The sequence below is a fragment of the Trichocoleus sp. ST-U1 genome, assembly GCF_039961835.1.
Taxonomy (GTDB): Bacteria; Cyanobacteriota; Cyanobacteriia; order Cyanobacteriales; family FACHB-T130; genus FACHB-T130.
The window spans coordinates 1-12552 of the sequence record NZ_JAMPJZ010000119.1; the positions used below are offsets into that span (position 1 = coordinate 1).

Below are 12552 nucleotides of genomic sequence, written 5' to 3' on the forward strand. Positions count from 1 at the left end.
CGAACACATTCTGGTAGGTTGGGGAAACAAAGACCTGGGAGTAATGACGCTCCGCGGCTCGATACTGTCCGAGTCGAGTCTCTAATTCTGCCAGATTGACTAATGCCAAGGGATATCGCGGCAGGATGCGTAAAACTTCCTGGTAAAGTTCTTTGGCAAGTTGATGGTTGCCCCGCTGGAAGTAAAACCGACCCAGCAACGTCCGCGTCCAAGCCGAACTGCCTGTCTCGCCCGGTTCTTCAGCAGCTAGAGCTTGCTGGAAATCTTGAATAGCTGCTGCATCTTGACCTTGTGCAACTTTTACCAAAGCCCTAAGTGTCAAGGAGCCTAACGTGGGGATTTTGTCTACTAAAGCATTCGCGACGCGGTTGGCTTCATCCACCTTGCCCATTGCCAAGTTTGATGTAACCAGCAGCGAGAGTGCATCTTCATTTCCAGACTCGGTTTGCAGTACCTGTTTTGCCAAGCGAATCGCTTCGGTGAAGTCATGTTTCGCTTCTGCAATCCGAGCCAGCACCAAAATGGCACCTTGATTATCAAAGGATAAATTAGCGAGCGATCGCTTTGCCGACTGCTCCGCCATAAGATACCAATTAGCATCCCCCGTCGCCCGAGCCATCTTCAGATAGGTTTTGGCTAAGGAGGTTCGATCCAGCCCATCCCCTGGATTTCGCCGAATCCGTTCCTGATAGAAAGCGATTTCCCGTCCCAAAGCAGCGGTGATATTGTCTGAGGGTGACTGGGAAAAGGGATAGCGATAAGGAGCGTCGAGTTTAGCACTGGGATTCCACAAACGCCAGCCTACCAAAACTCCGGCAATCGGTAGCGCCACTAAGAGCGGTATCCACCAACGTTTCCCGACAAAACGCCCACTCAACCCACCTTTCAAGATTTCAGATTTATAATACTCAGCACGTTTCATGCTTCTTGTCTCTAGCTCGGTTCACCTCTCCCCCAACCCGTCCCTTAGTAGCTACCGTGTACCCACATCTTTAATTGGCAAAACGTTGATTGATCCCCCTAAATCCCCGCGCTATCGCGCCGCTACGCTAGAAAAAAGGGGAACTTTGACTTGATTGCCCCCCTTTTTAAGGGGGGTTGGGGGGATCAAAACGGGACTTGCAAGTTCACCCTAGACTAGGGAAGGGGGTTAGGGGGTTAGGTCTTCGATCCGCAATACTTTACGCAGTTCATCACTCCTGACCTAGTTGGGGAGAGCCAAATAGGGGAATGCGGGTTGTAACGGCTTGTGTCCTTGTGCTGGATTACCCGGTGCGCCGTCGTAGGACACGTTATCACTCGTAACCTTCCCCTCGGTGACGACACTTAAGGTGATGTCAATGACATCATCTTTTATCAAGCGACCCCGAATCGGGCTACCTTTGGCATTCAGGGCGTTGGCGTATCCGCTGGGTCCCCTAGTGTCGATTCGCATCACGTCTGGCAAAAAGGCACCCAATAAGGCGTTCGCTCGTTGCTCGGTATTCCCAAAAGCTAGCAGCGTCTTTTTCGCTTCCCCGACGATTGGCCCTGCGATATTCGCAGCCGGTTGTTGACCCGCCAAAGCAGCAGCTTCAAAACCAGGACTGACGGTGTTTAGGGCGTTCAGGAAGTCGTTTGTGACGACTAGACCCTCGTTGATCGCCGGTCGAGCTAGTCGCTCAAACTGAGTAAATTTGCCGTTTGCTCCGGGCACTGAAATTGTTTCCCAGACATCAAAAGTGGTTGCGGAGGTCGAGCCTTGTAAGAATTTAATCGGTACTCGGACTGCGATCGCGTTGACGTTGTATCCTTTGGTAAAATCAACAGCCTGTTCGGGTGGACGGAACCCAGAAACTGCGGGACCGATGCCAAGAAAAGCAGCGCGAACCCGGAAATATTGCTCAACGTCGAAGAAGAATGGATCTTCCCGGAGTCCCGCAAATACGGCTAAGTTAGCGCCACCGCCGGATACCTGATTAACGATTGGCGGCGCACTGGGGTTGGGATTCAGCGGGGTGGTGCGGAGGTTCTTGGTTTGGAGAACAATTGCACCGTCCCGGATGGCGGTCATCGTAATGGTTTGTTGGCGATTCGCATCCGGTGGGCTAAAGGTGAATTGCAGAACCACGTCTTCCTTACCCGTGGGAGTGGCGTCATTATTCCCCACCCGCGACACTTTGAACTCGTACTTGGCTCTGGTACTAAAGTAATACTGCTGACGCGCTAGCGATCGCGGGTTCGTATTCATAATCAAGACCAGATCGTTTTGAGACGCATTCGGGTTCTGATCTTTTTCCCGGAATACAAACAGGTCAGTTAAATTAAGATTGCGTCCCTTGGCATCTACCTCACCATCATCATGGTCAGAAGCTTTGAGATAGAGAGGTGTCATCCCAGCGATCAAAGCTAATCCTAAAACAAGTACGCCCAATCCGATTGGGTTTCTTAAACCAAAGCGACGCAAAGGTTTTTTAGGGGAAGTTGCAATTTTGTTGAGAGGAGCCGCAGTTTCTTTCACAGGAACACAAGTTTTTTGCTTCATTTCAGTTTTTCCTAAAGATGTATCCATTCAGTCACTTATTGGTGCGGAATGGGAATGTTTATCTTCTTTTGAATCGCTAGGCTTAAAAGAAGTACGGCTCAGAGCTAGTTATGGATTCTTCCGAAAGTTAAAAATCAATCTTTAACTTGTTTTGGCAATTCTATTACCACTAGATTTTCGCTCTTTCCCTAACCTCTGCATTGAGGAAATCGCAATTATCAAAAATACAGTGATAAAACAAATCTCTGTTGGTTTATTGGCGTCCCACCAACAAAGGCACGATTGCACCTTTCCTCAATAACCGACCAGAAAATGCTGGGAACTCAGCTAGTGATTTTTTGTTTTTTTCTATTGTTTTTCACGTGAGAAACTGCGCCTAAAGTACCCAAAGCTAAAATGCCTAATGTTCCAGAGGGTTCGGGAATGCTTGCCGTGCTACTTTCAGCGCTAGTTGTAACTCCGGTTAGTGCGATCGCGTATCTTCCACTGGTAGCGCTCGTACCTGTAAAGCCTCTCAAGGAAAGGTTTCCACCCGAACCCATCGGTTCTAGAGTTCCATCCGCTCCAGCCGAGAAAATTTTCCCAGATGCACTTACAGGATCGTAACCAGAGCTAGCAATCGCTAAATAGTAAATACCAGATTGAGTGGGAGAAAAACCACCAGAGGATAAAACTGATTGTGAATTTAAGCCAGGGATATCGTCATTCCCATAAATGCCCTTACCAGCCGCATCAAACAAGAATAACTGCGGGTCTTCAAGCAGCTCGGTCGGGGTACCTAAAACATTATCAACTGGGAGTCCTACCAGCGTATCCAGGCTAATTGTTGTCGCCGAGAATGTCTGTCCTCCGGTCAGAAAAATTTGGAATAAGTCAGCATCATTATCAGAAAGTGTCCCAGTAATAAACTCTAGTATTTGCGACCCTGATGGGATAATTTTTGCTGTATTTAGAGTCTTCCCAGCATCACTTTTCTCTGTGAATGTGGCAGCTTGGGCATGAGCTGATGATAACCCTATAACCAGTACCGATATGGCGGTTATCTGCGCTAGTTTTTTCATTGGCGGCTTCTACCTCAGTGGAATCGGAAGGATTCCCTTTTTGATTTCTTGACTAAAAAAGATACGGCGATGGATTGGTTATGGATTGTTTTACAGCTCAATATATGTCTCAAGATAGAGAATGAAACTAGAAGCGCGAGTCAAAGAAAAGCAAAATCCAGCAGGCATTTCTTGTTCTTGGTTCTGAAAAACGCCTTGGATATTTCTGTTGAGCCTGTAACTTGACTCATCTGTAAATTTGCTTTAAAAATCTATCTCGTGATAGATACAAACAAATAATTGGGTAGCAAGATTGGTGAAAAATGGGGAACACATTTGCCTAACTCAAGAGAAAGCGATCGCAAGTGCAACACTCACATCACCCGGCGTTGCATAACACCAATCGGGCGATCGCCCCTGCTATCAGAGAGTCGTGGGATGTCAGATGGATAATTGTTACAGTGGTTAAAATCTGGTGTAACTATCGTCGCGTACTCTCATTTTGTCCCGTAAAAAATCCCGCAATCAAATCCAAAGCAGCCAAAAGGCGCATCCCCTCAAGCGTCTGATTGACTATGGACGCAACTATCGTGCCCAAATTTGGCAGGCGACAGTTTGCTCAATTCTCAATAAAATCTTTGACTTAGCCCCACCCGCCTTGATCGGTGCAGCAGTGGATGTAGTGGTGAAGCAACAAGACTCGCTAATTGCACAATTTGGCGTCAAAGATGTTTTTTGGCAACTCGTCATCCTGAGCTTCCTCAGCTTCATCATCTGGGGACTGGAATCTATCTTTGAGTACGCTTATGCCCTGCTTTGGCGCAATCTAGCCCAGAATATTGAACACGACTTGCGCCTCGATGCCTACAGCCATATCCAAGAACTGGAACTGGCTTATTTTGAAGAGCGCAGCACTGGCGGTTTGATGTCTATCCTAAATGACGATATCAATCAGCTGGAACGCTTTTTGGATCGAGGCGCGAATGAAATCCTCCAAGTAGCGACAACGGTTGTAATTATTGGCGGTGCCTTCTTTATTCTGGCTCCCAGCGTGGCTTGGATGGCGATGCTGCCAATGCCGTTTGTGCTGTGGGGTTCGATTGTCTTTCAGCATCGCCTTGCCCCCCGCTATGCTGAGATTCGGGAAAAAGTCAGTCTGCTCAACAGTCGCCTCTCGAATAATTTGAGCGGAATGACGACGATTAAAAGCTTTGTCACGGAAGACTATGAAGCGAACAGGATGGCAGTCGAAAGTGAGGCTTATCGACAAAGTAACCGGAGAGCGATCGCCCTCTCATCTGCTTTTGTCCCTTTGATTCGCATCATTATTTTAGTCGGATTCACGGCAACACTGTTAATCGGCGGGATGGACGCCGCTGCTGGTAGATTGTCTGTGGGCACTTACAGTGTATTGGTATTTCTAACCCAGCGGTTGCTCTGGCCTTTGACGAGATTGGGAGAAACGCTCGATCAATATCAACGGGCAATGGCTTCTACAAATCGGGTGATGAATCTGCTGGATACACCGATTGCGATTCATTCGGGACACATTTCCTTACCCGTCGCTTCAGTGCGGGGTGAAATGGAATTAAAAGATGTCACTTTTGCCTACAATGGGCGAAATCCAGTCATTCAAAATCTCTCTTTACACATTCCCGCAGGTAAAACAATCGCCATTGTCGGTTCTACTGGTTCGGGCAAGAGTACCTTAGTGAAACTGTTGCTGAGGTTGTACGAAATTCAGTCGGGAACGGTGACATTGGATGGGATTGAATTACGCGATTTGAAATTAAGAGATTTGCGTTCCTGTATTGGTTTAGTCAGTCAGGATGTCTTCTTATTTCACGGCACGGTGAAAGAAAATATCGCCTACGGCAGTCCTGATGCAACTGAAGCTGAGGTAATCGAAGCGGCTAAAATTGCCGAAGCTCAAGACTTTATCATGCAACTTCCCCAAGGTTACGACACGATTGTGGGCGAGCGGGGGCAAAAGTTGTCAGGTGGGCAAAGACAGCGGATTGCGATCGCGCGTGCCGTTTTGAAAGATCCGCCGATTCTGATTCTGGATGAAGCCACCTCCGCCGTAGACAATGAGACAGAAGCAGCCATTCAGCGATCGCTAGAACGAATTACCGTCAATCGCACCACGATAGCGATCGCTCATCGCCTCTCCACCGTCCGCAATGCTGATTGTATCTATGTGATGGAACAAGGCTTCTTAGTAGAGCAAGGACGACACGAACAACTATTAGAAGACCAAGGAATTTATGCCAGCCTTTGGAAAGTGCAGACAGGGATCAAAAACGGCAAAAATTAGCAATTAGATTTAAAATAAATGGCACTAAATTAAGCTGTCTGCTGGGTTTCACTATCGTTCAACCCAACGCTCTACAGCGGTTGCTAAACATCCAAAACTCGGATGAGCCGCCGGTGCTAATTAAACCTAGCACCGAGACTTTTTAGGTTTCTGCGCTGCTGCTCCGTTAACCCAATTCCTTTTCCAAAATTGCAATCTTCTACCACCGCACCTGACCATATTGTCTCATTAAGAGTTGCACCCCTCAAATCCGCATTTCTCAAATCTGCTCCAGTGAAATTGGCAAATAAAAGGTCGGCTTCTAATAAACTGCTTCCCCTCAAATTTGCCCCCAATAAATCACCCCGGATAAAGTTAACGCCATCTAACTTCAAGTTAGATAAATCCGCTCCCCTAAGATTCGGGAACTTCACGCGACTTGTATCTCTAAAAAAATGCATTACGCAAGCTACATTTGCTTCTGTTAATGGCATTTTAGTTAAAAAATCAGCATAACGCGCTATCCCCAAGTCTTTGAGACTCTGCAAACGTTTTTGGGGATTTTGTGCCAGAAATTGAGTGCAAATAAAAAGAAGGTCTTGCGTTGGGGAGTTCAGCATGGCTTCAGATAAAGGAATCTTAAAATTAAACATCTCTGACTTTAGGCAGACAGTTCCACTAACTTTAGGATGATTCCAGAAAAGAAATTTTCCTTCTCACGGTATAAGATGCAGCGGATTCCTCGTGCAAAAATTAGAAATATGAACACACTTGAACGTCTCGAAAATCTCAACCACATCCGCAGACTTAGCCGCCTGATGGATAATGCAATCCGAATCCCAGGCATCGGCTTTCGTATTGGTTTAGACCCAATTATTGGTCTGATTCCAGGTGCCGGAGATATCATCAGCACCGGGTTTTCGGCTTACATCATCTATTTAGCCGCCCGCTTCGGCTTACCGCGTGAAATCCTACAAAAGATGATATTTAATATTGCCTTAGAAGCCACAGTCGGCTCGGTGCCTTTGGTGGGAGACTTGTTCGATGCATACTACAAGTCAAATATCCGTAACTTGGCGCTTTTAGAGCAACATCTTCAGGTGGCTGAACCCGAACTGAATGAAGTTACCCCTCTTCAGACTGTAACGAGCATCAATTGATAGTAACGAAGCCGGAAGGAAGCGCTTCCTTCCGGCTAAAAAGCCATTTAGACTATCGTTCAATCTTGACAGAAAGAATTTTGTCTCCCTGACGAATCGCATTGACTACATTCATGTCTTCAGTTTTACCAAAAACTGTGTGTTGTCCGTCTAAATGAGGTTGAGGAGCGTGACAGATAAAGAATTGACTTCCACCCGTATTGCGCCCTGCATGAGCCATTGATAGACTTCCTGCCTGATGCTTATTGGGGTTAATTTCACAGTTGATTTTGTAACCTGGACCACCTGTTCCCGTTCCCTGCGGACAGCCGCCCTGAATCATAAAGTTAGGGATGACTCGGTGGAAATTAAGACCGTCGTAAAACCCTTTTTCAGATAAGTCTACAAAATTTTTCACCGTGTTCGGTGCATCTTTGTCAAACAGCTCCAAATTGATTGTGCCTTTGTCGGTTTCCATAATCGCGCGAGTCATAGTTTCTCCTTTTCTAATCCCTTCGGATGATTGATTGATGTGGCTAGGAATATGCCACAAACAAACTATATTAGAACAAAAACACTCTATCTTTACTTTATCTAATTTTAAAACTGTAATCCTTTGACGCTGCTACAGATTTACTGTTCTGACGCATCTAGCTCGAAGCATATAGCACAAGTGGTACGCTCTATGCGAGTGTCACCTAGCCATCAAAAGCTTTTGTATAATAAGTTTATTTATCACCTGCTTAGGTAGCTTAGGGTCATGGTAGGCACTGGAACCAAGCTCACACTACAAGACTTTCTGGCTTTGCCAGAAGGGGATGTAATCTATGAATTTATAGATGGTCAGGTAGTGCCTAAAGTGTCTCCAAAATACTTTCATTCAACTGTACAGTTTGCTTTGATGGTTCTGATTCGTGCCTGGTGCAAAGGGCGTGGACGAGTTGTTCAAGAGTGGGCGGTGCTGTTGAAACGGAATGGTCAGGATTGGGCACCTGTACCTGATGTAACGTACATCTCTTATGAACGGCTACCCGCTAGTTGGAAGCGTAACGAAGCCTGTCCTGTGGCTCCTGAACTGGCAATTGAGATTATTTCCCCAGACCAAACTATAAAAGAATTTGAAGACAAGGCTAAGGACTACTTTGATACTGGTGTGTTACGAGTTTGGATTGTAGATCCTGAAGCCATAAGTATTAGAGTTTTTTCTCCAGATAAAACAAGTCAACTCTACACTGATAGCGCACCAATTATAGATTCATTATTTCCTGGATTGGAAATCACACCAAAACAGGTTTTTGAAGAAGCAGAAGTACTTTAATTTTAAGTGGCGATCGCTAAACTAAGAAATATTGCTTATTTCGGGCTTTGCCACCAGTTTTTTAAATAGCGCTGAAGCTGCCTCAATACTTTGGTTATCCTCTAAAAATCTGAAAGCAGAAGCAGCTAAATAAGACGGATTTTGCTCAAAAGCAATCCAACGCCGTCGCAAAGCCTCAGCCGCCGCGCCAGTCGTATTCGATCCAGCAAAAATATCGAGGACTGTATCTCCTGGATCGGTGAGGAAGTTAATAAAAAACCTCGGCAGTTTTTGCGGAAACCGCGCCGGATGTGCAGCAATTCCAACGGCTTTGCAAAGTTGAATGTATCGAGAATTGCTTTCACTATTAGGAATTTGCAACAAGTTAGAGGGAATGGCACCGCCGTTATTAGTAGCAAAACCCGATCCAATATCGTGACCTGAAGGACGTGCTTTGGGTTTATAGTATTTTTCAGGATTCTCGTGTAGCTTTTTCATTCGTTCCGAATAAGGAACAAGTACGTTACTCACATTCGCTTTAGGATAGTCAGTTTTTGATAGCCACCAGACAGTATTGACAGAATCCTTCGCGCGGATCTTACGTTTATTCACCCATTCAATCGGCGAAGGTAACTTAGAAGGGTTGTGCCAAAAAAACTCCTCAGCTAAGCGAAAATCTAGCTGATCGCAGAGTTTAATTAAAATCCGGTAATTGTAGAGCGATCGCACTGGACGTTTACTTTGATAAGCACCACCCAGATCGATGACAAAACTTCCCTGCGGTGATAATACGCGATGCACTTTTCGACAGAAGGCAAATAGCCAATCGATATAGGCTTCTTGCTCAACATTTCCATAACTCTTTTCGCGTAGCAAAGCAAATGGAGGAGAGGTCATTACTAGATCGATTGAGTCAGATTCAAGGCAATCTAGCAATTCAAGCGAATCACCAATATAGGCAGCGCCGTAATTTGTAGCGTACAAAGGTTTCTTTAGATTCATCGCTGCCATTTTTCACGAATACTTTCAAAACAAATTGTATAATTAAATCAATTCTCAGCAAATACAAGCTCTTTATAGCTTGTATTACGTTATAAATAACATAGGCGTAAAGTAAGAGGTCACAATATGAACAGAGATAATCCAAAAAAGGGAAATAATCAGGAGAAAAATATTGCCTCTCCTTCACCTAGCGAACCAAAACAGGTTCCTCACACGATTGATATAGATGGGAAGCGTCCAATCGCGCCAGATAATATTCAGATTGAAGACACTCTTGACGTAGATGGACACCGACCGATTACCTCTAGTAATCTTCAGTTTGAGGACACTCTTGACGTAGATGGACACCGACCGATTGATCCAAGCGATATTCAGGTTCGTGAAACCGTGGACATTGATGGAAAGCGCCCAATTACTTCAAATGATTTTCAAGTTCAGGGCACTGTTGACGTAGATGGGCACCGTCCAATTGGCTCTAGCAATCTTCAGATTGATGAGACAATGCATATAGCTGGAAACCGCCCAGTTGCTTCAAATAATCCGGACGATCTTGATATTACAAACGATTACATGGATTAGCCTTTATAGGCTTCTTTTTACCCTTTTCATCTACGGTGCTGCATTAAAAGCCATCTGCCAGAAATCCTGCTCTAATTCAGCCACCTTTAAAAAGGCTTCTTCGACTTGATGCTGAACGGTTTCTGATGCAGTTTGCAGCACTTCATCTGCTTGCTGTTCCAAGAGTTTTACATATTCCGTAAAACCTGGATTTCCCCAGCGGTCGGCAAACTCGGCATAGGGATCTGGCATGACTCCTGGTAATTGCCAACCTTGATTGTAAGCAAGCTCAATTGCCCATAGTGCAGTCGCTTGAACTGGGTGTGGCATTGCCGAAAGACTGTGCATATAATCACAGTATTTTGTGCAAGTTGGTTGTTTTTGGGTATTGAGATTCAATTGTCGCTCAGAGGCTTTTGCTTTAAACCAGTTTAGTTCATCTTTCAGTGCGACTAATCCACCCAGAATGACATCAAAATGAGCAGGTGGTGCAACTGCCAAAATTTGTGCCACCATCCGCGTGAAATCTACTACAAAAAGATAATCTTGTACCAGCCAGGTGTTAAATTGCTGCGGCTGAATGGTTCCTAATTTGCACTGCACTAGGAAAGGATGCACCGTTGCTTGGTCCCCAACTTGAGTATGTTTTTGAAGAAGTTGTTGACAGCTTAAGGTCATCTCTATTTTAGATTGTGGATTAGCAGTTGGTTGAGATCTTGAGTATTAATACTTAAGTTTAGTGGGTTTTAGCGCTCGCCTTTTTGTTTAATTTCTTAACTTTAGACCGAGCTAATTTTCAGACTTTAGAGAGAGTTATTCTCCACGGTTTTTTATCCACATTGAGTATAGAGCGTTAACGATACAACGTTACAAAACTATAAGCAAAAGTGTACTTAGAACGCAACCTCTCATAGAGGTAGTCTTTCGACTTTGAAGGCGTAAATACCATGTTTCAAAGTGTAAAAATGATGCTGGATTTGTCCAGCACACAATTTTGTCTTGCCAAAATTCCAGTGGCTCCGAGTGGGATTCAAGCCGCGAATACCCCCATAAAAGAGGCAACACTTGTTTTTTCAAGCCCACAGTTTTTTGTTGCCTTGATTGCCGGAGTATTGATGGCGTTTGCTTTCCAATTTTTGTTAACCAATTTCTCAATTGCTGCTGGGATTTCATCCGCAGAGAATCCCTTAGATGCGGATGATGATGATACAGAGACTTGGGGCGAAAAAGTTCGTAGCATTGAATCTAAGGTAGGAATTTGGACATTATTGACGGTCAATATTGCCATATTCATTGCTTGTTTTCTGGCGGTGAAGCTGACTCTGATTAGCAGCGTCATTTTGGGTGCAATCACTGGCGTCGTGATTTGGTCAGCCTACTTTTTGCTGCTCCTTTGGGTGAGTTCTACGGCGGTGGGTTCCTTAGTTGGTTCGGTCGTGAACACTGCGGGTTCAGGGATGCAAGGGGTGATGGCTACAGCCAGCACTGCGCTTGGTGGGAGTGCGATAAATAGGCAGATTGTTTCTACTGCAGAAGCATCCGCCGCCGCCGTTCGCCGGGAATTGAGTTCGTCTCTCGATCCGGATAGCTTGCGAGAAACAATTAAGGATTACTTTACAGATTTGCAACTGCCAAAGCTAGACATCAATAAGGTTCGCAGCGACTTAGAAAAGTTACTTAGCGATGTTGATGTGAAATCTATTGCGGGGAATGACGTTTTACGCAATGTCAATCGCCAGACTTTTGTGGATTTAGTGAGTAGCCGCAGTGATTTCTCTAAGCAGGATGTTAATCGGATTGCGGAGCAATTGGAAGTTGTTTGGCAGAAGGTATTAGGTCAACAACAGGGAACAGAAAAACCAACGGAAACAGATCCGCAGGTTGAATTACTCAACTTTCTGAAACAAGCCGCTCCAGAGGAGTTGAAATCTAATGAGCTTTCTGCCAAGCTTTCTCAACTTGTTGGAGTTGGAGTTGGACAAGGCAAATCAGAGCGCAGTCATGGCAATGGCTTGATGGAACACTCCATGCAGTTGGGTGTAACTGCGTTACTGGGAGAAGTCATGAAGCGGACGGATCTCTCCGATTTAGATGTGGAAAAAATTTCCAGCCAGTTGCAACATTTGAAAGAGCAAGCAACTGAACAAGCTAAAACGGTTGGGACAAAAGTTGCCGATAAGGTGCCTGCGCCATCTTTTAGCACGATTAAGGCGGATGTAGAAAACTACTTGCTAAATTCCAAACCTTGGCACTTGAACCGAGAAACGATTAAGCAGGAATTTAGAGAAGTTATTTACGATTCGGATGCAGCTCCTGGAAAAGTTCGGCAGCAGTTAGAGCAACTGAATCGGGACTATTTTGTGAGGGTGCTGGAATCGCGGGGTGCTTTCACCTCCGAGCAAGTCGCGGATATTGCCGAGCAGATGGATAGTATTCGGCAAGAAGTTTTTGAAACCGTCCAGGGTGCGGAATCTCAAGAACAGTCGCAAGACCTCCGCGATCGCGTCGAACATTATCTGCACTCGACGGGGAAGGAAGAACTAAACCCAGAAGGCATTGAGCGCGATTTCAAAGCACTTCTAGAAGATCCGGATGCTGGAATTGATGCGCTGCGCGATCGCCTCTCGCAATTTGACCGCGATACTTTAGTGCAACTCCTCTCTCAACGGGAAGACTTGAGTCAAGAGGAAGCCGAT

General features: G+C 45.4%; 12 protein-coding genes. 5 read left to right on the top strand and 7 right to left on the bottom strand.

Annotated features, from left to right (window positions below; all coding sequences use genetic code 11):
• The 3 genes from NDA06_RS24675 to NDA06_RS24685 form a co-directional block, all read right to left on the bottom strand.
• A partial coding sequence (locus NDA06_RS24675; protein ID WP_348251899.1) for a tetratricopeptide repeat protein occupies positions 1-922 on the bottom strand: 922 nt, incomplete at its 3' end.
• Positions 923-1204: 282 nt separating this feature from the next.
• Positions 1205-2470 carry a DUF4331 domain-containing protein gene (locus tag NDA06_RS24680; RefSeq protein WP_348251902.1) on the bottom strand — a complete coding sequence of 422 codons (1266 nt, stop codon included), beginning with the start codon at positions 2468-2470 and terminating at the stop codon, positions 1205-1207.
• A 377-nt stretch (positions 2471-2847) separates the two neighbouring features.
• Complete coding sequence (locus NDA06_RS24685; RefSeq protein WP_190985705.1) at positions 2848-3585, bottom strand: DVUA0089 family protein; 738 nt, start codon at positions 3583-3585, stop codon at positions 2848-2850.
• 481 nt (positions 3586-4066) lie between these two features.
• Here NDA06_RS24685 and NDA06_RS24690 point away from each other — a divergent pair, with 481 nt between their 5' ends.
• The gene (locus NDA06_RS24690; protein ID WP_199324072.1) at positions 4067-5881 is read left to right on the top strand and encodes an ABC transporter ATP-binding protein; all 1815 of its coding nucleotides are present in this window, start codon (positions 4067-4069) and stop codon (positions 5879-5881) included.
• Between the two features lie 116 nt (positions 5882-5997).
• Here the strand turns inward: NDA06_RS24690 and NDA06_RS24695 are convergent, their stop codons facing one another.
• Entirely contained in the window at positions 5998-6480 is a 483-nt protein-coding gene (locus tag NDA06_RS24695; RefSeq protein ID WP_190985717.1) for a pentapeptide repeat-containing protein, read from the bottom strand.
• A 141-nt stretch (positions 6481-6621) separates the two neighbouring features.
• On the opposite strand from NDA06_RS24695, the gene NDA06_RS24700 reads away from it, so the two are divergent.
• Positions 6622-7020 carry a DUF4112 domain-containing protein gene (locus NDA06_RS24700; RefSeq protein WP_190411506.1) on the top strand — a complete coding sequence of 133 codons (399 nt, stop codon included), beginning with the start codon at positions 6622-6624 and terminating at the stop codon, positions 7018-7020.
• A 52-nt stretch (positions 7021-7072) separates the two neighbouring features.
• On the opposite strand, the gene NDA06_RS24705 is transcribed toward NDA06_RS24700, so the two are convergent.
• Positions 7073-7492, bottom strand: coding sequence for a peptidylprolyl isomerase (locus NDA06_RS24705; protein ID WP_190411505.1), 420 nt, complete (start codon positions 7490-7492; stop codon positions 7073-7075).
• Between the two features lie 267 nt (positions 7493-7759).
• On the opposite strand from NDA06_RS24705, the gene NDA06_RS24710 reads away from it, so the two are divergent.
• On the top strand, positions 7760-8317 hold the full coding sequence (locus NDA06_RS24710; protein ID WP_190411504.1) for a Uma2 family endonuclease: 558 nt from the start codon (positions 7760-7762) through the stop codon (positions 8315-8317).
• 21 nt (positions 8318-8338) lie between these two features.
• Here the strand turns inward: NDA06_RS24710 and NDA06_RS24715 are convergent, their stop codons facing one another.
• Positions 8339-9298 carry a site-specific DNA-methyltransferase gene (locus tag NDA06_RS24715; RefSeq protein ID WP_190985706.1) on the bottom strand — a complete coding sequence of 320 codons (960 nt, stop codon included), beginning with the start codon at positions 9296-9298 and terminating at the stop codon, positions 8339-8341.
• A 126-nt stretch (positions 9299-9424) separates the two neighbouring features.
• Here NDA06_RS24715 and NDA06_RS24720 point away from each other — a divergent pair, with 126 nt between their 5' ends.
• Positions 9425-9877 carry a hypothetical protein gene (locus NDA06_RS24720; protein WP_190523878.1) on the top strand — a complete coding sequence of 151 codons (453 nt, stop codon included), beginning with the start codon at positions 9425-9427 and terminating at the stop codon, positions 9875-9877.
• 30 nt (positions 9878-9907) lie between these two features.
• Here NDA06_RS24720 and NDA06_RS24725 read toward each other — a convergent pair whose 3' ends face one another.
• Positions 9908-10534: a TenA family transcriptional regulator gene (locus NDA06_RS24725; protein ID WP_190985707.1), complete on the bottom strand. Its 627-nt coding sequence runs from the start codon at positions 10532-10534 to the stop codon at positions 9908-9910.
• 269 nt (positions 10535-10803) lie between these two features.
• Here NDA06_RS24725 and NDA06_RS24730 point away from each other — a divergent pair.
• The coding region (locus tag NDA06_RS24730; protein WP_348251900.1) for a YrzE family protein at positions 10804-12552 on the top strand (1749 nt) is incomplete at its 3' end.

Excerpts from the sequence above, each read along its gene's own strand:
- NDA06_RS24695 (WP_190985717.1), bottom strand. The coding sequence starts at position 6,480 with ATGCTGAACTCCCCAACGCAAGACCTTCTTTTTATTTGCACTCAATTT.
- NDA06_RS24685 (WP_190985705.1), bottom strand. The coding sequence starts at position 3,585 with ATGAAAAAACTAGCGCAGATAACCGCCATATCGGTACTGGTTATAGGG.
- NDA06_RS24725 (WP_190985707.1), bottom strand. The coding sequence starts at position 10,534 with ATGACCTTAAGCTGTCAACAACTTCTTCAAAAACATACTCAAGTTGGG.
- NDA06_RS24700 (WP_190411506.1), top strand. The coding sequence starts at position 6,622 with ATGAACACACTTGAACGTCTCGAAAATCTCAACCACATCCGCAGACTT.
- NDA06_RS24705 (WP_190411505.1), bottom strand. The coding sequence starts at position 7,492 with ATGACTCGCGCGATTATGGAAACCGACAAAGGCACAATCAATTTGGAG.
- NDA06_RS24720 (WP_190523878.1), top strand. The coding sequence starts at position 9,425 with ATGAACAGAGATAATCCAAAAAAGGGAAATAATCAGGAGAAAAATATT.
- NDA06_RS24715 (WP_190985706.1), bottom strand. The coding sequence starts at position 9,298 with ATGAATCTAAAGAAACCTTTGTACGCTACAAATTACGGCGCTGCCTAT.
- NDA06_RS24710 (WP_190411504.1), top strand. The coding sequence starts at position 7,760 with ATGGTAGGCACTGGAACCAAGCTCACACTACAAGACTTTCTGGCTTTG.